A 22,555-nucleotide genomic window follows, 5' to 3' on the forward strand; every position below is an offset into this window, starting at 1 on the left:
GCGCGCTTGTTACAGGCTACGTTCACGCATCTGGCGCAAATCGCGTGCGATCCACTGTTGCCAGAAGTCTGCGGGACGCCTCAAACGTATCTATTAGATAGAGTGAACAGCCCGCGTCCAGATGCTCCTTCAGATAGTTGGACAGCATGTTTGGATCCCAGAGGGGATGAACAATGACGAAAGCTTCTCTCCGTCCTTCCTCGCAAAGCACGATGGGCAGGGCATTCGGGCCGATATGATCGATACGCCGAGTTGAAGGCGACAAGCGGTGCAGATCCCCGGCGGCACGGTCCGCAAGTGTCCTCCAATCCAACAGCTCCGGTGCAGAGAAGTCTCCGCTAAAGCCGACATCATGCTCGGGGTCGGTCAGACAGCGCAGGAAGCTCATCCCGAGACGCCAGTCCAGAAGGCCGTGATAGTGTCGGTTCCCATATCTCTGCATGCAATGATAGCAGGCGAGACCGCAGTCTCGTCGGTGGGTGTCGGCGAGGAATCGCGAGGTCAGGGGGTCTTCTGAGTCGTCCAGCATCGATTGGATCAGCGCAGTGACAAGGGGACCCTCTTCGATGATCTCGGCTAGCCGACGACAGAAGCCGGCGCCGTTGACCAGAACATCTGCGATTTGAAGGACCGGGTGACCATCGTTCGATCGCGGTTCCAGAGGCTCAAACTCGTCGGGGTCGATATCGAAGCTCAGGGATGCGCGCTGGATCAACATATGGGTTGCACTGATCGCCGTCGCCCGCAAGCTCGTTCCGGTGACGTCCTTCCGGTTACCGCCAATTCGCTTCAAAGCGAGTCTGGGGTTCACCTGTTGCATCGTAATCGTTAGCGCATCCGTTCTTTTGCGCGAGAAGAGCCTGACGGAACGGGGTGCGAAACCGTCCTGCTCCTCGAACCATGAGCCAGACTGACGCGAGGTGGTCTCTAGGATTGCCTGATGCGGCATATGCGATACTTTCTGTGATCTTCCATCCTCCATTTCAAACCACGTCTGCCCCTGTGTCCGGGAAACCAGCGGATAAGGTTCTGGCGTGCCATCCTTGCCGAGTGGACCACGATTCCGCCGGATGATTTGCGCTTCCGACCCCGAAGAGAGAGTCATGTTGGTGCCTTGAACAGGCCGTAACGTCATAGGTGCAATGATGGAGGCTGTTTCTCGGCGGAGCAGCGGGGGAAACTGCTCCATCCCATCCGATCTCTGCGGCTTGAAATCCGTCCGGAACGCCGCAGGGGAATGATAGGTTTCCATTGCGTCGCCGGAGAGAGGATGGCCGCACTCGGCGCAGGTCAGCTCGGAAGAGACCTGACCTGCTTGGATCATCGTGACGCCATTGCACTGCGCGCAATCCGCAATCGTCTGTATCTCGCTCCACCACTCCTTCGTTGGGGCGGGCGTGATTTCCCATTCTCTCTGCTTACCCTGACGCAGAAGGCCCAGAGGCGAGGTAAATCCGACCGGGGTATGTAACAGCTTGTCTCGCGCCAGCGTCTGACCAGGGGCAAACTCGTAGATCGCGAGATCCATTTCCCGGTCCACGGTGTCCCAGCCGACCGCATCCCGAGACGTTGCCTTCGGGCCAACGTAAAGGTTGCGCACGCGGGTTGGCATGCCGAACATCGGCAACAACCCGGCTTCGGCGAGGTGCTCCGCGAGACCCTCGGACGCAGTCCCCCCTACTGGTGGACGCGTGGCCTCGATGGCGTCGATCAGCTCATCCGGAGACAGGCTCATCAGGAACTCGGATGCGCGGCCTGGGTAGCCGGCGCCGATGCTGGCTGCCAGCCGATCTCGTGTGTCGATGGACCGCTCGAGTGCTTTACGCAGAAGTTTCTGCCAGCCGCCCCCCGTCGCGAAATAGGCAACGACCGGGACATATTCGCCGTGGATGTCGTGCTGCGTGTCACCGGGATAGCCCTCGCCCTGTGCCGCACGCAGGTCCGCGAAAGCCGCGGCAAGCCAGCCCTTTCGTATCAGACGCCGACCGATATCAAGGTGATCCTGTGTCAGAAATGGTGGCGGCGGCGCATCTCCGGTGATGGCCCTCGGATTACGGAAGTAGTGCAGGTCATGGCTGCGCCCACGGCAGAGTGTCAGCGCGATTGAATACGCCTGACCGCGCCGGCCCGCTCTCCCAACTCGCTGCTGGTAATTGAAACGCTGGGGTGGCATGTTGGCCTGATAGACCGCCTGCAGAGAGCCGATATCAATACCGACTTCCATGGTCGTGGTCACCGATAGCATGTCGATCTCTCGCGCCCGCCGCACAAGGCTATCGGGAGCAGCATCAACGAAAATCCCCTTGAAGCGCCTTAACCGGTCAGCAGGCGAGCCGGTTTGACCGGTTAACTCCTCACACCGGAGCCGGAATACGCCCTGATCTTCACGCAGTGCGGTCTCGAGCCTGCGCGAGATGTAATTGCGCTCTCGGATATCCCTCGCGTTTGCATTGGCCGCCTGTGGAAGCGGAGCATGACATCGGGTGCAGATTCCGAATCCTTTATGCAGATGGGCACGATGGCAGGTTTGGCATTCGAAAACCGGCGCATCGGGAGGCACGACCTTTACGAAAAGCCGCTCGATCCGGATGATGCCGCCGCTGTGGCCGAGCCCCTTCAACCCATCCAGTAGCCCTGTGATCTCGTCCTCCGACAGGTCGAGCGCGTCGAGGAAGGCACGAACGCGGCGGCTCCGTATATCCTGGGCCGCGTGCCATTCCTTGACGCCGTCAGGCACCCATTTATTGGCCTGAACCCGGTAGCTGTCGGCAAAGACGCGCAGCAGCGCATCGAGCCGGTCACTATGAGTATCCGCTCTACCCGTCAGGCAAGGAAAGCCAATCCCGGTTTCCTCAAGCGCGAAATAGTTGCGAGAGAAAATTACATCCTCAACCAATGTGCGTTGTTCGCCTGCAACCTGGTTGCGCGCAGCACCCACATCCTGAACGTCCACGTTACGTGCCCAAGTGGGTATACCACCAGGCTCATCGAAAAGCTCGAACCAGTCGTAGAAGCGGCGCGAGCCGTTCTCTCCCCCCTTCAAGCGTTCGATCCCGGTGTCGTCCGTTGGATGCATGCCGATGCGGACCATGCCCGCAAGTAGCCGCCCCGCCGATGATTTGCCGGAGTCGGCGATCTCGATAATCTCGGAAAGCGGGACACGATCGGCATCTCTTGTGTTTCGCGCCTGTCTAATCTGCTCGTTCAGATCATCCACGAGATCGTCATTGCCGGCATCCTCCGCCTCGTCTCGCAACCGGCGTAAGCTCTTAACGTCCAACGCTGGAGTGTTTGCGATGGCCCGCATTTCCTCCACAAGCAGGCGCCTGCGGATGTCATCATGATGCCCACGCTCAACGTTGATGGCCGCGCGCGCTGCATCCTGGCGGCTGTCCGAAAACACAACCGCCTTGGGCTGGGTGCCGGACCGTTTCAGGAGTTCGAGCAGTTCGGAAGCTAGTAGTTGCGAGGTTTTGGCAAACCCCGTGCGGAAGCTACGGATCGGTGACTTACGAAATTTCTCACTGCGGCGGAAATAATCAACTCCACAGCAAGGGCAACCATTGGGGCCGGCGGAGCGGGGGCGTCGGGCAGCCTGCCCATTAAGAACGAAGATGCGACCTGGAATACATCCGTCTTGCGCAGCCGGCGCCGTATCGAGAAGCTGGGCATTGGAAGGATTTAGCCAGGCATCTTGCCACTGCTCATCCCCGTTTTCACCGAATTGCACTTTTGTGCGCCTAGGTAAGAACAGCACAAACTGTTGATGGCTCAGCGCTTCGTAATCTGTTTCGCCGCCGATTTCGGGCAACCCCTCTAGATCGCTCGTCGTCGGTAGAATTTCCGTCCGAGCCGTAAAATCTGATGTCTTTCCACGCCTTCCGCCAATGAATTCGGTGTGGCAGACTTCGCAGTAGTAGAGCTCGAACATCCTCTGCGTTCCGCGCGAGGTCTCCGCATGACTCGCGCCACGCTCGACGGTCAGGTTCTCGTATTTCAACTTGCCCGCATCATTCAGCGTCGGGCTTAGAAAAAGACCTTCAAGATTTCGCAGGAAGAGATGTAGCCGGAAGGCTGGGACATCGCCGGGCATATTGTCGATCTCGTCTCCCATCCCCCGCAAGATGGTCAGTCCGCGCAGAGGCAGCAGACCCGCCACCGGGCCAAAAAGAGACGCGCCGATCTGGCTCGCCGGAGCGGCTTTCAATGCGCCGTTCTTGTTCACACATGCGGCGGCCAGACGCCGTCCCGCCTGCGCGACGACATCGGTGAAGGCGTCGCTCGGAGTCCCCAGGGCTCGTCCGCAGCGGGCTATAATCTCGTCCAGGGCCGGCTTATCGCCCGGCTTGTAACTCAGCGCTCCGGTGAATCGCCCTTCGGGGCAGAGAAGACGTGCGAGATCCGAGAAGGGCACCGGATCAAGCAGCCCGGTCTCACATTCCGCAAGCTGCATCGTGCCGGGCACCACGCAATCGGCCCAGTCTTCGGGGCTCGTCGCTCCGTTCTCGGCCCCGGCGGAATGGGTGCCGAAGGGACCGAAGAAATCAAACAGGTATTTCAGGCTTTGCTCCCGTTCGGCGCCCTCGAGTGGCAGCGACGCGGAAGACGAGAGGATACGCAGTTTGTGCCGGAGCTCTGGCCGGTCCAGCCCGAGCCTGGTGATCAGCAGGCGCATCAGCGCCGCGGTTTCGGTCCCTGCGGAGCCGCGGATAAGATGCAGCTCGTCTAGAACAAGGTAAAAGTATGCATCGTCTTGCTGTGCCAGCCATTCTCGAGTGGCGTCGAAAATTGGTGCCTCAACCTCGCGCGACAGCATTGCGCTGAGCATCGAGACGTTCGTGACCAGGATGTCCGGCGGCGTCTGTTGCATGTCCCAACGGCAAACGAGTTCCGCCCCGTCGATAGAAGGGAACAGGTAGCGCGTAGGATCTTGGTCCGGATTTTGTTTATCGTAGGTGCGGGCGAGTTCCTGATCCGCAGCGATCTGGCGCAGGATTCGCGCAGCCTTGCGTTTGCGGTTCGCTGCAGCGTTTTTCTCACTTTGATCGGTCCGCCGCGGGTGCCTCAGATGGCCAGGAACTGGCGTTGCAGACGTGTAGCGTCCGAAGAAGATCCGGTTGCCGCGCGCTCTTCGGTCCAGCGTCGCCTTCGCCTCCGGGCTATCGAGCATTTTGCGCAGCCGGACCATCTGATCTTCAACCAGAGCATTCATTGGATAGAGCAGCAGCGCGCGCAATGCAGCAGGTCTTCCCGTCCCTTCCGCCGCCCTATGCGGAGTGAAATCGGGAGTCATCTGCCGCGTATTTCCATCTACCTTGCTCGTCTCGTTCCGTGATCCCTCCCACCAATCGGTATGGCAATACCCGACCGCCGGGGCTGGCCAGCGGGTCGCCTCTGCCGTAATGCTGGCGAGGATTGGTAATAGGAAAGACTCTGTCTTACCCGAACCAGTGCCTGAAGTGACGATGCCGGGTTGTCCTGGGCGGACGCCGCGGGTGAGCATCTCTACCTGGTGGGTGTAGGGCGCGAAACGGGAGCGGCGTGCCAATCGGCCATCACTCTCGTCTCCTGGGAAGAGGCCAGAGAGAAACATCTCCACGATCGCCCGACGTTCTTCCTCTGAGAAGCCGCACAACGGGGAACCTGCCCCTGCTGTCACCATTTCCTCGAAGCTCATATCGGATGCACGATAGCGCGGCACCGGCTCCAGAAACGGCTCCGGCATAAGTCCATCCGGTGCTGCAAGCAACTCTCGACGGGCTTCTGTTAGATCAGATCGGCCTATCCGGTAGGCTGTGTCGAGATAGGACAGAAAGAGATTCAGTATCTCGCCGTGGGCGCCGAGGGGATCAAGCATTTTCTTGCTCCTTTAGAAGGCCGTTCAGCCATGTCTCACCAGCGCGGCGCAATCCGCTCAAGCGTGTCACACGCGTCGAAATAGTCTCGTCCGACACGCCAAATAGGCAGGCTGCACGGTGGAGTCCGATCTCGAATGCCAAGTCCACGGGCGTCCCGACTTCATTCTCTGAGATGCGGTCTTCGAGCGCGTCCTTTTCCAGAAGATCGTGGGGTGCGTGGGGCAGGAAATAAAGTTGCCGCGCACGTCCCGAAGCCTCTCGCAGCAAGCTCCCAGCCGCGGCGACCCGGAGAGCCGGAGCGAGACAGAGAGCAGACTGGGGCAATTCGGACCAAGTCATGCTAGGGTCTGCGGGCCGTGCAGAAAGGCTAATTCCGATCAGTAGGTTGCGGGGGCGCTGTGGGCCGCGCAGAATGTCGAGCAGACTAGGCAGCCATAGTTTCATCGGCGCCATGTCGAGCCCATCAAGCCAGAGTATGTGATACCGCTCAGGTGTGCGCCGTGCCGCCGTCCATGCCATCCGCAGCCCACCAGGCTCCCCGTTGCCAGGGCGTGTCCAGAGGTCGTCCAGAGCGATTGTGCCGGGGCCGATCACATCTCGGAAGATCTCTCCCCCAGAAACTAGATGCGCATAGCCAGGCATCATTCTCTCCGCTGCCTGCGTAGGCAACACCGCACATGCCCCCGAACGCAAAGCGAGGTCGAAATACTCGAAATCATCCTCGCTTATGCCGATCTCGTTCGCGGTCCGCTTAAGCTTTTTCCCAAAGGCCTCGACGGAAAGCGGCTCTGCGCCGACGCGACGTGGTGCAATCCAGGGGGGGAGGGTCGGGTCGGTCGGAGTTAGAGTCGCGGCATTGGCACCTACTACCGACCGAAACCGGTCCAACATGGCTTCGAAGGTTTCGTCATGCTCCATGCTCGCATCCTCCAGTGCCCCCCCGAGCGCCACGATCTCTTCAGCGATTTGGCTCCGGAGTGTGGCCTGTTGGTCGCGCAGTTCATCCGCCTCCCGACGACAGAGCTCCAGTAGCGCCTCTTCTTCTGCAAGTAGTCCTTCGATCTCGGCACGACGCGCGGCGAGTCCCGCCTCCGCTTCGACCAGCTGCTCCTCAAGCAAGGCCTTCCGGAACTCGAGATCTGACATTTCAGAGGAGAGGGCCGCCCGGATCTCTATCCTCATCCCATCTTCAAGCTCTTTCGTCCGAGCAATCACGCTGCTTTCCACCTGCGCGCGCACTTCAGGCGTCTCCAGCAGATGTTCTGCGATTAGCGGAATGGTCGTCATATGATCTCGGATTCGCCCAATGAATCCGATCGTCCAGTCGAGCCACTCGGTATCGGCCCACGTTTCTTTCTGGAAGGCTTCCATGGCTACAAGTTGCCGGATGATGTTCTCTTCCTCACGTCGCGACGGACCATTTGAGCTCTTCCGGAATTTCTTCAGCAATTCCTCCAGAAGGCTACGGTCATCCAGCCACTTGATATGCTTAATTTCGATACCGACTGTTTCACCGGGGATTTCTCTCCAACGTCCGTTCAAGCGCTTGCCCTCGAACAGGCGGTCATCGAACATATGGATCTTGAACGTTCCCGGTTGCGCGACAAGCCTGTTCGTCAGCACATCGGGTGCAAGTCGGACGGGAACGCATTCGGTCGGGCTCAGAGCCAGGATGAGCTCTTCGGTGCCGCAGGGTAGATTATCAAATCCGGTAGCGAGAACCTTGAAACGGATTTCTTCCAGAGGCACCCCCCGCATATCGATGACCTCGCGCGGGGTCGAATGCTGGTCGACGATAAACTTGTCGCGCTCCGCGTCGACAGGGCGCGGATTGGGCTTGGCGGTAACGGCGAGATACTGCCCCTTGCGTGCAAGGGGCAAGGATGGCGCAAAGACTTTTCCAAGGGGCGGCAGGAAGCGCTCCATCTCGGCGTTTTGCCAGCCCCCATTCTTTGCAACAGCCTCGCAGATGATCCGCGTGTGATTGCAGGGCTCGTATTCGCAGTAACCGATAAAAAGTAAGTCAGACACGTTCAATGACCTCGAGGAAACAGGTTGGGGCGTAGGCCGCGGCGGCGGGCGTCCCCAAAGGAGTGCAATACGGAACGGCCCGGTCGACCTTGGGACCGGCCGCTGCCAGAAAGGGCAGGTCCATAGACATGGCACAGGGCAGCAAAATCGGTGGTGCTGACAGGATAGTGATAGGTCCACGTTCCGTCCGCTCGCAGGACGGGACCGGTCTGAGCAGCATGCCCTCGCCGCAGGAAGATGGCCAGATCCAAAGGCAGGTGGCCGTCCTTGCAAATCCGCTCCAGCCATTCACCATTTTGTTGGAACAGGGCGATCCTGCTCCGGCGGTGGTGCTCGAGGATCGCCGCCACGCGGGACTCCAACATCAGGTCGGCGCCCGCGCCCGTGAGACGGTAGAGATCCTGATCATCATCGCGCCCGAGACGCTCCAGAACCGGGCCGTTGACAGCAGGGGCTTCCTCTGCAGGCAGGAAATGCCCGTGCTTCGCGGACCATCGACCGACCACCTGATGCCCGATCCCTTCCCGGCGATCCGGCAGCCAGCAGTCCGGGGCCGCGGTGAGGGGCATTTGATCGGGGGCTGTTTCAAAGGCCCATCTGCCAATGGCCGCAAGGCGGTCTAATCCGCGCCCTTCGAGATGGACGAGAGGTGCAGACCAAGGAGCAGACCGAATTTGCGTCATTCTGATGCCGCGTTCGGTCGACAGGGCGTCTAGCTTTTCGAGCTCCGCCTCGCCCCAAGCCCCCTCGCACACCGCGGCATTCTCCGAGATCGCTATAATCTGCGGCGGTAGCAGGCGCCATTTCCGGCCCCGCCAAGTGCGGTTTACATCTCGCTCCAGCCAGCGAGCCTCCTCGAGCGATCGCAGCACGTCCCATAGCATGCGCGCCTCAGGTAGCACCCGGGAGAGTAGATCGACTACCTCTCCCTCGCTCCGCGCTGCCTTGCCACGACAGTAGAGCGCTTCCAGCGCGTGGGTCAGGGGAGACTCTGATCCTTTGCAGTCAGAGACAGATACGACTTTGAATAGCAAAGTCGTCACCGGCTGCGCGACATCTGCCTGCATGTCCTTTAGCTCTCGTGCCGTCTCTGCCCGGGCGGGCCAATCCGCCCTAATCGTGCTGCGAGACATCAGGCGCAGAGGCAGCTCATCCGGCTGTTTGTTCCGGCTCAACGTCCAGATGCCATGTATTGGTTTCGACGAGACGATCCTGAAGACACCGTCTTCCGCAGTCTTCTCGAAGGTTAGGGGTCGCTGCTCCTGCTCTTCCGGCGTCGTGACGGTGGGAGGGAGGCTGCCGGACAGATGCACTGTGGGGAAGAATCCCGGGCGACCGAGCAGGTATCCATCGGGCAGGCGTATCCCGCCCTCTAGACGTAGTGGCGGCTGCGCACTTTCGGCGGCATTCGGCACCATGGCCCGTGGGTCGCGTAGAGCACGCGCTTCCTGTAGTCTCATGGGTCTGGTCGCATGCCAGCCTCCGCCCACAGGTATCGTGTGACAGGCAGAGAGGATGCGGGGAAGTCGTGTGAGTAGCAGCGTCAGAAGGTCTTCGCGCGGAGGGCGGTGCCCGACCGTCCAGGAGGCGCCGCCGGCCTGCTGGAAAAGGACGACACCGGAGTTCCACAGGGCCTGCACACGGCTGTCGGCAGTCATGTATCTGTTCAGGTCGGCTGTGCCGATGTCTCTGGTCCAGACCGGCTTGGCAAGATCCGCCTCCCCCATGCCGCGCGCGAGTTGGAGGTCCACTTGGTCGCCGTCCCACCCTGAGAAGATGGCCGTAAGCTGCCACAGCGGCGCGCGCCGCTTCTCTCCGCTCTTCAGCATGTCCGAAGCTATACTGGAAATCAGTTGCCACGTCGCATTGCCGAAAAGCGAAGCGGGCACGGCGCGGTAGTTCTTGTGCAGCTCTCTAACCTCGTTCTTCAGCCACAAGGGAAGCTCCGCCTGGCGGGCGTGTATGGCATCGAGCAGAGTGAACCTGTCTTCGAAGGTTCTTTCTGGAAAGCTCTGCATGACAGCGCGCAGCGCGCGACGGTCCGCCCAGCTCGGCTTGGCCAGGCGCAAGGCATGTCCGATGAGGGTTTCCCGTCCGGGATCGGGGAGCACGATCCGGCGCCATGGCTCACCCTGTTGACGCTTGCGATCTATAGCGGACGCAAGAGCGCGCCACATCTGGTTCACGCCGCTGACGCCCTGCTCAGGGTCGCCCCCGTCAAGAAGCTCACCCAGACGGATCCGGAAGTTTTGCGTCTCTCCCGCCCCATGCGAAGTTGCCGTGACATGGCAGGTTAGGATGAAGAACCGCAGCGCACGCAGCGCACGGTGCCCATCGAAAGAGGAAGCATCAGTGGGGAAGAAATTCCTGACCTTCTCACGGGTGAACAACCGGCAGAAGGCTTGGGCGACCTGCTCTGAAGAGAGATCCTCCCGACCGATCGCCTGACGCAGCTCCTCCGGCGTCGCATCCACAGATCGCATCGGCGTGTCCCCGTAAGGACCCAAGGTCAAAAAATAGTGCCTCTTGAGCTTACTTTCCCAAAAATGCACGTCTCCGAGAGAGTCTCTCTCGAGTATCGTCGAGGCCTTCTTTGAAACCCGGCCTTTTACGACTGCCATTTCAGGCCCGCGGCTTTATCTCGTTGCGTCATGACTGCACACATTTTTTTCAGCTGAGGAGTGACCTGCCCCCTGTTGGTCCCTCATTCATAACAAGAGTCTGTAGGTTGGATTTGGGTATTCGGCTTTGTCATCTGGCGCAAGCGCGCCGGGCGCGGAGCCCTCAAATGCTCAAGAGTTCGGCGTCTGGTTGGCCATCTCAATGCCGCCATACTGGACCTGCATCGGTTCTGTTCCGGTCAGGTGCTCACGTTAAGCGGCCCTCTGCTCGAAGGCCACGGGTGATTTCCAGCCGAGGGCTGAGTGTTTGCGGCGTGGGTTATAGAAGCCGTTGATGTATTCGAAGAGGGCGATCTCGACGTCGCGCCGGGTGTGCCAGTTGCGTCTCCAGACCAGTTCGGACTTCAGGGACTTGAAGAAACTTTCGACGGCCGAGTTATCATAGCAATTGCCTTTGCCGCTCATTGATACGTTGAACCCGTTTTTGCGTAGAAGCTTCTGGTAGTCATGGGCGCAGTATTGCGCGCCGCGATCCGTGTGGTGAATACAGCCGGGTGGCGGTCGTCGCAGGGCAACCGCCATGTTCAGCGCCCTGATCGCCAGATCCTGCTTCATCCGGTTGCTGATGGCCCAGCCAATCACGCGCCTCGAGAACAGGTCGATGATGACGGCCAGGTAAACCCAGCCCTCGCGCGTCCAGATGTAGGTGATGTCTCCCGCCCACTTCTGGTTCAGCGGTCACAATCAATATGCCGCGACGGCCTGCCCGGGGTTCCGGGTCCCGGACTGGAATCCGGAGGCGCGCGAGCATTTTATCCGAGCCGCGACCGCGACCCGGAATCCGGCTCAGACCGCCGCCAGTTCCGGCTCGAAAAGCCCGGACAGTAAACCCACGATTTTCGGGGTGATCCGGAAACTGCTCGGCGCGAAGGGGTAATCCGGATGCAGAAACCGCAGGAAGATAAGCAAGACGCGGGCAAGCGGACGTTTACGAAGCGCCTCGTATCCGGAAGCGTCGTGGCCTCCTGGTGCTCGATATGGCTCGGAATATATGCGGGCCAGGCCGCTGCGGTGGTGGCCCCGATGTGCGGTCTGATTGTCGGCCTGATCGGAATCTATTCTGGGACGGGGCATATGGACTACCGCGCATTCCTCAGCGGCCGCACCCGGAGTCCGGATCAATGATCAGCTGGTTGTGGATCAATCGGGGGCTTTCCGGGTCGCTGCTGCTTGCGGCCCTGGTCGCGGCGGCGGCGGTCTATGTGATCTCGCTGCGCGCAGACAACGCGGCATTGTCGATCCGGGTCACGGATGCCGAAAGCCGGGCGGCGGACGCCGTGGATGGCGCGGAGCGGATCCGGAGGCAAGCCGAGGCGCTGGTCGCGTCCAAGGATGCCGCGGCCGCGGAATATGCGGAAGCGCTGGACCGGATCCGTCGCGCCCAGGATGCATGCCTCGATCAGCCGATCCCTGCTGAGCTGCTCGATAAGTAAGAGCGCCCGCCTGGGTGCGTTGAGATCTCAGAGCCGGCGGGCCGGCGTTGAGATGGGCCTTCCGGCCCAGGATTCTTTGAAAAAGGAAAGTGTGGAATGGGGTGGAAAGTGGGGGTGGTGCTGTTGGCCCTGGCAGGGTGTGGTCAAGTGGTGAGAGATGAGATTCCGCTCCCGCGGCTTGAGATTGCATGCCCTGATCCGGAAGACCGGGCGCGGTTGGCTGATGGTGCGACATATCGAGATCTGGCGGCGAGCCGTGTGGAGGCGGTGAGCGGCTGGCGGCAATGTCACGATGCGCTTGCCATCGCCCAGAAATGACAGGGCCCCGCCTCGGCGGGGCCAATGTTACCTGTAGGGTTCACTATCCGGGTTAAGGTAACCTGTGTGGGACATTTCAGCTCCTCCACCGCGCATCGTGCTGCGCATGCCGACGGCGGATTTCGCGATCCTCTTGATCAACGACCACGAAAAATGCCAGGCCGTAGCCCGCCACAGCGGTGCCGATTAGGGCTCCGATGATCGTCAGCATCATGACCCAGTTTGCCGCGATGAAGATCGATCCGCCGAGGATCCCCAAGAGTGAAAGGCTGAGCACGAAAAGAAAGAGGCCGGGGATCGCGTGAAACGGAAGGAGCGAGATGATCCAGACGTGGACCGCATATTGCCCCGCCGCGCAGATCGCCACGGCGCTCGCTGCAATATGGATGCCGAACGCGATCCACATCGCCTTGCGATAGTCGCCCGGCATAGGGTCATGTGGCGTCAGCGGATACGGCGGCATGTTCGCAAATTCTTTCGCTGTCGAATAGAAGTCGATGGCGGCCAGGACCGACACATAGATGCACGCGGCGACAATGGCGAGCCGAACAAAGATTTCGATATTACGCATTTATATTACCTCCACTTAGTTCAAGACAGGCTGGCGCATTACTTCGCGCAGCCGCATTTCAATACGATCAAGAATTCGCAGCGTATGCCGCCCGGCTTCAATTTCGGTGTGAACTTTATCAATTACCTCTTCGCTCGCACCGCATTTACTGAGTCGCCGCTCAATTAAATCGCGCAGTTGTTTCCCGCGCGGATAGCGGACTTCAAAGACCCTCACGCGGTCCAAGAGCGGAGCAGGAATTGGCCAGATCTCATTCGCGGCGAATACATACGAGACGAAAGACAAGTCTACGCGCGCGGAAAGCGATTGGTCGAAAAAGGTCTTCGCGGTATCGCGCTGGAGCAGCGGCAGCAGCGCATGATGCGGATCCGAGGCTCCGTGATTCTTTTTGGCCTTTTCGATTTCATCGATGAAAAACAAAGGATTCGCGCAGCCAGTTTGCGCAATCGTTTCGACGATCGCGCCAGGCCTAGAGTTGCTCCACCGCGCATCAGTTCCCGCAATCGACATGCCACCCTCGACGCTTGAATAGTCCAGTCGCCGATATTGGACACCCGACAATTCTGCGAGCCGCGACAAGAAATGCGTTTTCCCGCAGCCGGGCGGACCCCAGATTAAAATTGGCGGAACTTGAAACCAAGGTCGACCGTCCTCAATTGCGTCCTGGCGACGTTTCCAGATATAATCGAGCGGCTCCGAAAACCAGGAGTGCTCCCCATACACGATCGAAATCGCCTCCGTGGCCTCGCTTTCCGTTGCAACGCCGCGCAGTTCCAATTTCTTTTCGAGACGTTCGGAAGTTTGTGCCCTGGCGTCATCGCTGCGTGTGAATTTTTGCGCCGCTTTGTAAATGCGGACCGTCGGAATTTCGCCTGGGATCACCTCGCTAATGCCGGGCTCATCAGAAATAGTTTTTCCGAAGTGCTCGTCGTCGAGCCAGTTCAGCAGGCCATCGTCCTCCGCCGCCTTCTGCTGTTTTTCCTTTTCTTTTTCCGATGCGCGCGACTGCACAAGCTTGGACAGCACCTGGTCCTGCGGCTTGTCATGATCGTAATATGCCGCGACATGCGCCGACGTCAGCGCCCGGGCGCGCGCCTCCTCGGTTCCTGGCAGCGGCTGCCCATCGGCCGCGAAGATCCCGTTCCTGGACAGTTGCACGAGGACGGTGCGTCGACATTCGGCTGCGAGAACGCGCGGATCGACGCCGTCGTCACGGAGTTCGCGGCAGATACGATGATACTCCGCCTCTGCGGCGGCGGCGGTCTCCAGTGCCGTCCACCGAACAAGCAGCTGAGCGTAGTCCATACATTGCCCATCACTTTTGATCAGCGCGATCTGACGAGCATGGACGTGGTGCTGCTCCAGTCGTGCGGCTCGGACCGCCGCCCAGGCGATCCGGACATTGTTCGGTGTAAATTCCACACCGAAATAGCTCATGATATGGTGGATCCGCGCGCCGTGATGCATTGATGCGCCGGCGGCCTTGATGGACCATGCCGGCAACGACGAGGTGCTGCTCGACTCGGGATTTTCCGTCATATCGCGCCCCTTTAGCAGTTCTTGATCGATGGATTTCCGGCGCTTCCGGACGTAAGCGCGCGGCCTGTGATCCAGTCTGGATGATGCACCGAGACGCACTCTCCGGAGTTCGCGGACGGCGTCGCGACCGGGTGCGGAGCACATCGACGCGAACATTGTGACATGCTTGCTAAGGACGCCATCGCTCCGTCCGATCGCCAGCTGCTGAGCCGCAGTATGATGAGATTCAGCCCGAGCCGACTCGATTCTCGACCACAGAATCCGCAGGTTCTGCGGCGTTAACTCGATGCCCTCGCCCGCCCGGGCCGCCCGCAGTAAATTCGGCCGCTCCAGGATTCTGCTGCTCAGCGCTGCCCGCACGACCGGCGACCACCACCGCCTTTTTCTCGGCGCTGTCATATTGTTTTCCGATTTTTTGGTAGGAGCCGCCGGAGTCGAACCGGCCCGTCTACGCTGATCTGGCGCACCCGGGGGTATAAGACCCAGCCGCACACCGGTGCTGACTCCCGGAATTTGTCTGGTGATTATTCCGCCGCGACGTCGATGGTGACCGGCATCGAGACGCGGATCGTCATCTCGAGCTGGCCGTCGGCCTCACGAACATCGCGGATGACGGTCGGCGGGATGCACCCGTCCTCGACGCCAGCGTCCAAGTAGTCTGCCACGATCGCGAAAAACATCGCGTTCTGGTCGTCCGACAGCATGATGCCGTCGGAAAACCGTTCCGGATGCGGAAAAACGTTGGGAAGAGCGAGCGCTACGCCGAGCGCTTCGATGGACCATGCCATGATCTTTGACCTTTCTATCTGAGATCACCAATCAAAAGGCAGGTGTGATCTGGCAGATGCTATTATCGATACGCACGACATCCGTGCCGCCGGGGGCGGGTCAGGATATCGAGCGTATGATCAGCGTATGGGCCATGGAGCGAATAATGATTCGAGGCCGGGAAAAGGTCAACAGATTTATTCGGGAATCTTTAACTGATCCGGGCAAGGGGTCACCCGGAGGGAGGACGGGTCTAGCCGGGGCCAAGACAGGTGCGGAAGGGGTCAGTGTCCCCAAAGTGTCCCCGAGCAATGCGGGTTCCCGACACCTGGCAAGGAGCGTCTAGCAAGCACCTGTTTTTCTTGGAGAAAAATGGTGCCCGGAGGCGGATTCGAACCACCGACACGCGGATTTTCAATCCGCTGCTCTACCAACTGAGCTATCCGGGCGCCTTGCGCGACGTTCCGTCGCCGGGCGTGACGCGGGTTTTACGGATGCTTGAAGGGGGTGTCCAGTCCCAAAAAGCGGATTTCTTCACTGCGTCTCGTCGTCGTCTCCGGGAACCTCATCAAGAGGCTCGCCGGGGATCCGGTATTCCCCGCGCAACCAGCGCGCCAGGTCGACATCCGCACAGCGCTTCGAACAGAAGGGCCTGTAGGATGGGACACTTGGCTTGTCGCAGATCGGACATACGGCAATCATGCGCGCGCCCCCACCGCCAGACGCGACAGTGAAACCCGATCACGCTTGCGGTTCAGTTCATAAAGCCCCATCGCCGTCCATCCGATTAACGTCGTCTCGGTGCCTTCTCCCCGGAATACGGATCGCAGCACCTGATCCAGCGTGGCGCGGTCGCGCTTGGGCATCGGCGCGAAATCGGCGACCACCTGCCCCCCCAGCCCACGAAGACGAAGCTGGCGCGGCAGGTCGCGTGCCAGTGCGATATTGGCCTTGAGGGCAGCGGCGGGCGACGTGTCGCTGCCTGTATTCACATCGACGGCCACCAGGGCGCGGGTCGGCTCGATGAACGCGCTGGCGCCGGCCGGCAGGTCGATCCGGGCGCGCAGCAATGCATCGACGGCATCGGTCACGCCAAGCCGATCAAAGCTGTCGGGACCGTCTTCGACAGCGTCAGGCGCCGGGTCCGCCCAGTCCATCCAGGACTGTTCCCAGGGGTCCGGCGCGTCCAGCAAAAGCTCGGGCTGTCCATCCGTCTCCGACAGGATCCGGTCGGCCAATTCCACCAGCGGTTTCAGTTCGCCGATGATCTCGGCGGTGTCGGCCTGCGCGGCGACACTGCGCATGATAAGTCCGTGGGACCGCCCGTCCAGGATGCCAAGGCCGGTCGCCTCCAGCATCTCACGCGTTTCGCTGTCCCGCACCCGACGCGAGACGTTCACACCCGGCGCACCGGGCGTAACCAGCCCATGACGCCCGCGGAACAGAAGGCGCGGCGACAATGGGACAGCCTTGCCGTCTTCCGCCACACCGGCGATCTGAACCAGCATTGCCTGGCCTTCGCGAAGGCCAGAGCGGTCGCGAAGGAAACCACGCTGCCCTTCGGGCAGACGCACGAAGACGCCGCCCTGCCCCTTCATCAGTCGTTCGGTGACACCCCGGCAGATCGCGCCCGGCGCCAGCGGCGCCAACGCGCGCGAATCGGCGATCAGATCCTGAAGCTGTCCATCAATCATCAGTGCCGCCGCACGCGCGTCGGCCAGATATCCCAGAACGACCTGACGTCCCTTCATGTCTATTTCACCTGCTGCTGTGCGGTTATGCCTATCGCGGCAAGCATCGCGGCCGTCTCGGACAATGGCAGACCGACCACCGCGGAAAACGATCCCTGGATCCAGGGGATGTATGCGGCCGCGGCGCCTTGGATCGCGTAGCCGCCTGCCTTGCCCTGCCAGTCGCCGATCTCAAGATATTGCTCAAGATCACGGGCGGACAGCGGTCGCATGCGGACGGTCGTCTGGACCAGGCGCTGTCGGATCCTGCCGTCATGGCGAAGTGCCACGGCTGTCAGCACCTGATGGCGCCGCCCCGACATCAGCCGCATAAAGCGGGCCGCTTCGTTGCGATCCTCGGGCTTACCCAGAATCCGGCCGCCCACCGCGACGGTCGTGTCGGCGGTCAGAACGGCCTCATCCTGCGATGGGGGCAACGCTTCGGCCTTTTCCACCGCCATGCGCCGCACATAATCGCGCGGCGTCTCTCCGCGCATCGGAGTTTCGTCGATATCCGCTGCGCGCAAGGCGTCGGGCACGATCCCGATCTGGTAAAGCAATTCCAGCCGCCTTGGGCTGGCGGATCCCAGCACTAACGACGGTTTGTTGCGGCAACGCATCAGGTCGGTATCGGATATGGGTCGCGTCGGATCACTTGAAGCGATAGTTGATACGCCCCTTGGTCAGGTCGTAGGTGTTCATCTCGACCTGCACCTTGTCGCCGGCCAGAACACGGATGCGGTTCTTGCGCATCTTGCCTGCCATATGCGCGATGATCTCATGGCCGTTTTCCAGCTCGACCCTGAACGTCGCATTCGGCAGGAGTTCCTTCACGACGCCGGGGAATTCGAGCATTTCTTCCTTGGCCATGGTCACTCCGTAATAGGCGTCCCGCAGGATTCGGGACGGAGGTTAGATGCGACCAAGTGGCGCGGAATTCAAGGGGAAAGCGCGTCGCCTAACCGTTACTTGCCGGTTTCGGTATGGTCTGGACGCTTCTGACGACATCCTGAGAGGTCTTCGAGGTCGAAGCAAGCCGGAATTCGTCATCCGTCCGAAGATCGTCGATCGGCGGCTCGGGGACCGCAAAGCCGGGACGCCCGGTCGCGGTATCCGCCGCCCCCGCATCCGGTACCGGAGCATCGCGAACCTTGGACCGGGTTTCTGCCAGCAAGGGATCGCGCAGCCGGATCGCATGACAGCCGTCAGCCTCGCCGAACTTGCCGATTGCGATCAGTTGCCCCCTTGCCGTCTCGATCCGCGCCTCGGACAGGCTAACCCGTGGAAGGGACAACAGCTTCCCCGCGGACAGGCCACGCAACTCGCCCAACCTCATCCGGCGGCGGCACAGCACGCCCGTCAATTCGATCGGGGCGCCCCTGACCACCTCCGACAAAGATGCGGGGCCGCATGTATCGGCGGCGTTGCGTTCGGTCGCCGCGGCGTCGGAAGCGGTCACCCGTTGCGGCAAGGCCTTCGAAACGCCCGGGTTCTGGTCGATGCCAGAGGCCAGGGGAAGCGCCAGAAAGATGTTCCCCACACGCGTTTCCGCCGCGCCCAACCGCAGCTCGAACCGCAGGCTGCGATAGGACCGATCCTCCAGCATCAGTGCCAACGGTCTGGGATCGTCCAGATAGCTGGCATAGCGATATCCCGCGATCCCGGCGAACCCGTCAACGCCTTCCATCTCGGAGGCCAGATCGGCCATCAGCGCGTTGATGAAGTCGGCGCAGATCATCGCATCGCTGCGGGTCGGACGACGGCGTTCGGCAGGCCTTGCCGTAATGCGACCCAACGTCTGAACCTCGATCAGCGCCGTGACAGTTTCCGGGCACAGCGCCATCATCCCGATCAGGTCACCCGGCCCCTGCAGCACCGCAAGCAGCGCCGGGTCGGGCAACAGCTCGGGCAGTTCGGCCAAGGCCAGCGCGCCCGGCGTCACGGCGATCGGCTGCACGCCGAGCCGATACAGCCGGTCCGCCGCCCGACCGACGGCGATCGCCGCCGAGCGTGACGGCGTCGGCGGCGCTGACCGTGGCAGTTGCGGCAGCCGCTCGGCCTCGGGCGTGGCCGTTTCACGCGCGCGAAGCAAGCGGCGCAAGACAGCGCCATGCGCCAGCCGGTTTCCAGAAGCCATCGCTGTATCGTCATCATGTGACATGTGCTGTCCGAATCACCGTTATTCCTAGGGCAATCTGGCAAAGACAGGTTGAGAAAGCGTTTATTCCTGCCCCGGCAAGGTCCCCCGCAGGGTGCCGCCTGGTGGTCTTGCGGGCAGAGTGATCCGGAACGCCGCACCTCCCTGCCCCGGCAGATAGGCGATATCGCCACCCAAAACGGCCATGATCTCGCGACAGATTGCAAGCCCCAGACCGGCACCCCCGGCGCGCGACGGATCGTTGAGACGCGCGAATTTCTCGAAGATCAGCCCCTGACGTCCGGCCTCGATCCCCGCACCGTTGTCGTAGATGTCGATCTGCGCGCCGCCGGGGTACAGGCGAAGCACGCGGATCCCCAATACCGGCCGCGCGGCATCGCAATATTTGCGGGCGTTGGACACGACATTGATCAACACCTGCAGCAGGCGGTCGGCATCGGTGATCACCGCCACATGCTCGGACGGCAGGTCACGGTCGATGGTGAAGACACGTTCGGGGCGGGTCGCAGAGGCGGCGTCCAGCGCCCGGTCGATCAGATCGTGAAGATTTGCGACGCCCAGCTGCAACTGCGTGCCGCCGCTTTCCAGCACCGACAGATCCAGCAGATCGTCAAGCAGCCGGGTCAGGCGTCCTGCCTCGGCATGGATGATCCCGGCAAAGCGCGCACGCTCTTCCTCGGACAGATCGGGTGTCATCAGGATCTCGGAGAAGGCCCGGACCGAGGTCATCGGCGTCCGCAATTCGTGGCTGATCTGACCCAGGAAGGCATCCTTCTGCACGGAAAGCGCCGTCAGCTTGTCATTCGCCTCTCGCAGTTGGGTGGCCGTGCGCGCCAGTTCGCTGGTCGCGTTTTCAAGGCGCTGGGTCTCTTCCTTCGCCCGCTGCGCCTCGTCGGCGACCTCCAGCAGGTCCGACACGGTCAGCGCCACACCCCCTGCCACGCGGTCGATCATCGCGTGTGCGGTCGCCGCGCCGATCGATCCGGCCAGCCGACGTTCCAGCCGGGTCAGGAAATCGGGTGTCAGATCGGGCAGATAACCAGATTTCCCCTGCGCCGCCGCCTCGGCCTGAAAGAACCGCAGGGCCGCGTCGGCGCCCCAGACGCGGCGCGTCATCGCCAGCAGCGGCTCGGCCCGGTCGTCGCCACGCATCATCCGGCTGTGCCGGATCGGCTCGACCGCGCTGACGAAGGACAGGCCCTGCAACCGCTCGACCGGGTCGGGCAGTCCGAAGATCGACACCACGATGAAGGCCACCGTGTTAAGCGTCAGCGACACAAAGACGCTGAAGGCCAGCGGATCGACCCCCTGCGGCAGTTCCGGCACATGGCCGATCCCGACCGATGGCAGAAAGATCAGCAGCATCCACAGCGCAAAGCCGATCCCGAAACCCGCATAGGCGCCATGCCGGTTGGCACCTCGCCACATCAAGCCACCCAGCATCACCGGCAGAACCTGCGCCATGCCGGTAAAGGCCACCAGCCCCATCGCCGCCAGCGCCGCCGCCCCGCCCGAGGCTTCGTGATAGACCCACCCGGCACCGACAACGGCCAGGATCGCAAGCCGGCGTGCGTTCAGGACGAAGCCGCGCAGATCCTCGGTATCCTCGCCTGCCGGACGTCGGCGCAGCCCCAGCCAGAATGGCACGATCCAATGGTTCGAGATCATCGTGGCAAGGGCGATGGCGCATACCACCACCATCGAGGTCGCGGCCGAGAACCCGCCGAGGAAGACCAGAAAGGCCAGAAGGTTCTGCCCGGACGCGGCGGGCAGCGTCAGGACAAACAGGTCGGGATTGGCATCGGCGGGAAGCAGTTCGCGGCCCATCACGGCGATCGGCAGCACGAACAGCGACATCGCGAACAGATAGGCCGGGAACGCCCATCCTGCGACATGCAGCCGGTCTTCGTCGGCGGCCTCGACGACCATCACCTGAAACATGCGTGGCAAGGTCACGACCGCCGCAGCCGCAACCAGGATCAGCGCGGTCCAGCGATCTGGCTTCAGCAACCATCCCTCGGCAATCACAGGATCGTCGGTCGCGCGCGCGATCCGCGCCAGCATGTCGGCGGGACCGTCGGCAAGCCCCCACACGACGAAGATCCCAAGCGCCAGAAAGGCCAGCAGCTTGACCAGCGCCTCCAGCGCGATCGCCGTCACGACGCCGTGATGACGTTCGTCCGCGGCCAGGTTGCGGGTGCCGAACAGGATGGTGAACAGCGCCAGCCCGGCCGCAACCCACAGCCCGGTTCCCCCGGCGACGCCGTTCAGTGCCGCATCCGGGGCGTCATCGGTCGCGAACACCTCGAAGGACAGACGCACGGATTGCAATTGCAACGCGATATAGGGCGTCGCCGCGATCACCGCGATCAGCGTGATCAGTGCGGCCAGCGGGTTAGATTTCCCGAAACGGGCCGAAATCAGATCCGCGATCGAGGTGACATGGTGCATCCGCGCAACGCGGACAAGGCGGCGCAGTCCCCACCATGCGCCCGCGAAGACCACCGTCGGCCCCAGATAGATCGTTGCGAACTCCAACCCCGACCGGCTAGCATAGCCGACCGCCCCATAAAACGTCCAGGCCGAGCAATAGACCGACAGCGACAGCGTATAGATCAGCGGATGATCCAGCCACCGCACCCGACCGCGCGCGGCCGCGCGGTCGGCGGCAAATGCGACCCCGAACATCAGGACGACATAGGCCAGACAGCCGGCGACCAGCGTCTCAAAGGGCATCGCCGTTCCTTTCGGCTTGCTCTTCCCGCGCGGTCCTGGCCGCCCCTGCGGCATCGGCGACCTCGGCCTCGGCACGCAATGTGGCTGCCTCTGCGCGCAGCAATGCGCGATGCAGCAGCCAGACCGCAAGAATCATCGCCGCCCACAAGCAGAACAGCCAGACAGCCCCCGAGGCAAAGCTGACCTCGCGCGGCATCCACCAGACCGGCACCAAGACACTCAGCACCGCGATGACGGGCAGCACGCGCGCTGCGTCGCCCAGACGGCGACGCCGGAACGAGGCGCGCTCCAGAAACAGCGGCCGGTCCGGCATCAGCACGCAACTTTCGCGGGGCGGTGTGGTGTCATGCCAGCATCCGGCGCACCATGGCGCGAAGTTCATCGTTGGCAAAAGGCTTGGGCAGCACGGCATCCGCCTGTGCGGCGGCACTGGCCGTATCGCCCCGTGCGGTCAGCATCAGCACAGGCATCGCGGCCAGCACCGGATCGGATTCCGCGCGCAGATCGGCCAGTATCTCGGTACCCGAACGGTTCGGCAGCATCAGATCAAGGATCAGCAGCCGCGGCCTGCGGTCGCGAATCGCCTCGATCCCGCCAAGCCCGTCGGCATGCAGCGCCATCCGCCAGCCGTCGCGGTCCAGAATGAAACGCACCGCCTCGGCGATGTTCGGTTCATCCTCGATCATCAGGATATCCAGCACCATCGGCTCTGCCCGGCCTCCCCCCCATGCA

At 61.7% G+C, this 22,555-nt stretch carries 15 protein-coding genes, 2 tRNA genes and 1 pseudogene; 1 reads left to right on the forward strand and 17 read right to left on the reverse strand.

From position 1 onward, the window contains the following. Positions 1 to 22 precede the first annotated feature (22 nt). The 4 genes and pseudogenes from J7359_RS05410 to J7359_RS05425 form a co-directional block, all read right to left on the reverse strand. Entirely contained in the window at positions 23 to 5,857 is a 5,835-nt protein-coding gene (locus tag J7359_RS05410) for a DEAD/DEAH box helicase (protein WP_209055520.1), read from the reverse strand. Then, the gene (locus J7359_RS05415; protein WP_209055521.1) at positions 5,850 to 7,889 is read right to left on the reverse strand and encodes a hypothetical protein; all 2,040 of its coding nucleotides are present in this window, start codon (positions 7,887 to 7,889) and stop codon (positions 5,850 to 5,852) included. The genes J7359_RS05410 and J7359_RS05415 overlap by 8 nt, the downstream gene beginning before the upstream one ends. Positions 7,890 to 7,891: 2 nt before the next feature. Next, complete coding sequence (locus tag J7359_RS05420; RefSeq protein ID WP_209055522.1) at positions 7,892 to 10,510, reverse strand: hypothetical protein; 2,619 nt, start codon at positions 10,508 to 10,510, stop codon at positions 7,892 to 7,894. A 252-nt stretch (positions 10,511 to 10,762) separates the two neighbouring features. Then, positions 10,763 to 11,242, reverse strand: a pseudogene (locus J7359_RS05425) (IS3 family transposase); the annotation flags it as partial. Between the two features lie 449 nt (positions 11,243 to 11,691). On the opposite strand from J7359_RS05425, the gene J7359_RS05430 reads away from it, so the two are divergent. Further along, entirely contained in the window at positions 11,692 to 12,003 is a 312-nt protein-coding gene (locus J7359_RS05430; RefSeq protein WP_209055523.1) for a hypothetical protein, read from the forward strand. Between the two features lie 394 nt (positions 12,004 to 12,397). Here the strand turns inward: J7359_RS05430 and J7359_RS05435 are convergent, their stop codons facing one another. The 13 genes from J7359_RS05435 to J7359_RS05495 form a co-directional block, all read right to left on the reverse strand. Further along, positions 12,398 to 12,892: a hypothetical protein gene (locus tag J7359_RS05435; RefSeq protein WP_209055524.1), complete on the reverse strand. Its 495-nt coding sequence runs from the start codon at positions 12,890 to 12,892 to the stop codon at positions 12,398 to 12,400. A gap of 15 nt (positions 12,893 to 12,907) precedes the next feature. Further along, complete coding sequence (locus J7359_RS05440) at positions 12,908 to 14,431, reverse strand: AAA family ATPase (RefSeq protein ID WP_209055525.1); 1,524 nt, start codon at positions 14,429 to 14,431, stop codon at positions 12,908 to 12,910. Between the two features lie 416 nt (positions 14,432 to 14,847). Then, positions 14,848 to 14,939: transfer RNA gene (locus J7359_RS05445), tRNA-Ile, on the reverse strand. A 16-nt stretch (positions 14,940 to 14,955) separates the two neighbouring features. Beyond that, positions 14,956 to 15,219 carry a hypothetical protein gene (locus J7359_RS05450; RefSeq protein ID WP_209055526.1) on the reverse strand — a complete coding sequence of 88 codons (264 nt, stop codon included), beginning with the start codon at positions 15,217 to 15,219 and terminating at the stop codon, positions 14,956 to 14,958. A 353-nt stretch (positions 15,220 to 15,572) separates the two neighbouring features. Beyond that, positions 15,573 to 15,648: transfer RNA gene (locus J7359_RS05455), tRNA-Phe, on the reverse strand. A gap of 85 nt (positions 15,649 to 15,733) precedes the next feature. Continuing rightward, positions 15,734 to 15,901 carry a DNA gyrase inhibitor YacG gene (yacG, locus tag J7359_RS05460; protein ID WP_209055527.1) on the reverse strand — a complete coding sequence of 56 codons (168 nt, stop codon included), beginning with the start codon at positions 15,899 to 15,901 and terminating at the stop codon, positions 15,734 to 15,736. Then, a complete protein-coding gene (locus tag J7359_RS05465) occupies positions 15,898 to 16,950 on the reverse strand; it encodes a ribonuclease E/G (protein WP_209055528.1) in 1,053 nt (350 codons plus the stop codon). The genes yacG and J7359_RS05465 overlap by 4 nt, the downstream gene beginning before the upstream one ends. 2 nt (positions 16,951 to 16,952) lie before the next feature. Next, a complete protein-coding gene (locus J7359_RS05470) occupies positions 16,953 to 17,522 on the reverse strand; it encodes a nucleoside triphosphate pyrophosphatase (protein ID WP_348524336.1) in 570 nt (189 codons plus the stop codon). 58 nt (positions 17,523 to 17,580) lie between these two features. Beyond that, the gene (infA, locus tag J7359_RS05475) at positions 17,581 to 17,799 is read right to left on the reverse strand and encodes a translation initiation factor IF-1 (RefSeq protein ID WP_010397442.1); all 219 of its coding nucleotides are present in this window, start codon (positions 17,797 to 17,799) and stop codon (positions 17,581 to 17,583) included. Positions 17,800 to 17,887: 88 nt separating this feature from the next. Beyond that, positions 17,888 to 19,090 (reverse strand): FliM/FliN family flagellar motor C-terminal domain-containing protein, encoded by a 1,203-nt coding sequence (locus J7359_RS05480; protein ID WP_209055530.1) that lies wholly within the window; start codon positions 19,088 to 19,090, stop codon positions 17,888 to 17,890. 60 nt (positions 19,091 to 19,150) lie between these two features. After that, positions 19,151 to 21,823: an ATP-binding protein gene (locus tag J7359_RS05485; RefSeq protein ID WP_209055531.1), complete on the reverse strand. Its 2,673-nt coding sequence runs from the start codon at positions 21,821 to 21,823 to the stop codon at positions 19,151 to 19,153. Then, on the reverse strand, positions 21,813 to 22,136 hold the full coding sequence (locus J7359_RS05490; RefSeq protein ID WP_209055532.1) for a hypothetical protein: 324 nt from the start codon (positions 22,134 to 22,136) through the stop codon (positions 21,813 to 21,815). Before J7359_RS05490 ends, J7359_RS05485 begins: the two co-directional genes overlap by 11 nt. Positions 22,137 to 22,167: 31 nt before the next feature. Beyond that, entirely contained in the window at positions 22,168 to 22,527 is a 360-nt protein-coding gene (locus J7359_RS05495; RefSeq protein WP_209055533.1) for a response regulator, read from the reverse strand. Between the last annotated feature and the right edge of the window lie 28 nt (positions 22,528 to 22,555).

It is taken from the genome of Paracoccus sp. R12_2, from assembly GCF_017744015.1.
Lineage (GTDB): Bacteria > Pseudomonadota > Alphaproteobacteria > Rhodobacterales > Rhodobacteraceae > Paracoccus.

What these genes read in the sequence shown, in the direction of transcription:
- infA (WP_010397442.1), bottom strand. Translation starts at nt 17,799, where the DNA reads ATGGCCAAGGAAGAAATGCTCGAATTCCCCGGCGTCGTGAAGGAACTC.
- J7359_RS05435 (WP_209055524.1), bottom strand. Translation starts at nt 12,892, where the DNA reads ATGCGTAATATCGAAATCTTTGTTCGGCTCGCCATTGTCGCCGCGTGC.
- J7359_RS05450 (WP_209055526.1), bottom strand. Translation starts at nt 15,219, where the DNA reads ATGGCATGGTCCATCGAAGCGCTCGGCGTAGCGCTCGCTCTTCCCAAC.
- J7359_RS05440 (WP_209055525.1), bottom strand. Translation starts at nt 14,431, where the DNA reads ATGACGGAAAATCCCGAGTCGAGCAGCACCTCGTCGTTGCCGGCATGG.
- J7359_RS05485 (WP_209055531.1), bottom strand. Translation starts at nt 21,823, where the DNA reads ATGCCCTTTGAGACGCTGGTCGCCGGCTGTCTGGCCTATGTCGTCCTG.
- J7359_RS05480 (WP_209055530.1), bottom strand. Translation starts at nt 19,090, where the DNA reads ATGTCACATGATGACGATACAGCGATGGCTTCTGGAAACCGGCTGGCG.
- J7359_RS05465 (WP_209055528.1), bottom strand. Translation starts at nt 16,950, where the DNA reads ATGAAGGGACGTCAGGTCGTTCTGGGATATCTGGCCGACGCGCGTGCG.
- J7359_RS05495 (WP_209055533.1), bottom strand. Translation starts at nt 22,527, where the DNA reads ATGGTGCTGGATATCCTGATGATCGAGGATGAACCGAACATCGCCGAG.
- J7359_RS05420 (WP_209055522.1), bottom strand. Translation starts at nt 10,510, where the DNA reads ATGGCAGTCGTAAAAGGCCGGGTTTCAAAGAAGGCCTCGACGATACTC.
- J7359_RS05430 (WP_209055523.1), top strand. Translation starts at nt 11,692, where the DNA reads ATGATCAGCTGGTTGTGGATCAATCGGGGGCTTTCCGGGTCGCTGCTG.
- J7359_RS05410 (WP_209055520.1), bottom strand. Translation starts at nt 5,857, where the DNA reads ATGCTTGATCCCCTCGGCGCCCACGGCGAGATACTGAATCTCTTTCTG.
- J7359_RS05490 (WP_209055532.1), bottom strand. Translation starts at nt 22,136, where the DNA reads ATGCCGGACCGGCCGCTGTTTCTGGAGCGCGCCTCGTTCCGGCGTCGC.
- yacG (WP_209055527.1), bottom strand. Translation starts at nt 15,901, where the DNA reads ATGATTGCCGTATGTCCGATCTGCGACAAGCCAAGTGTCCCATCCTAC.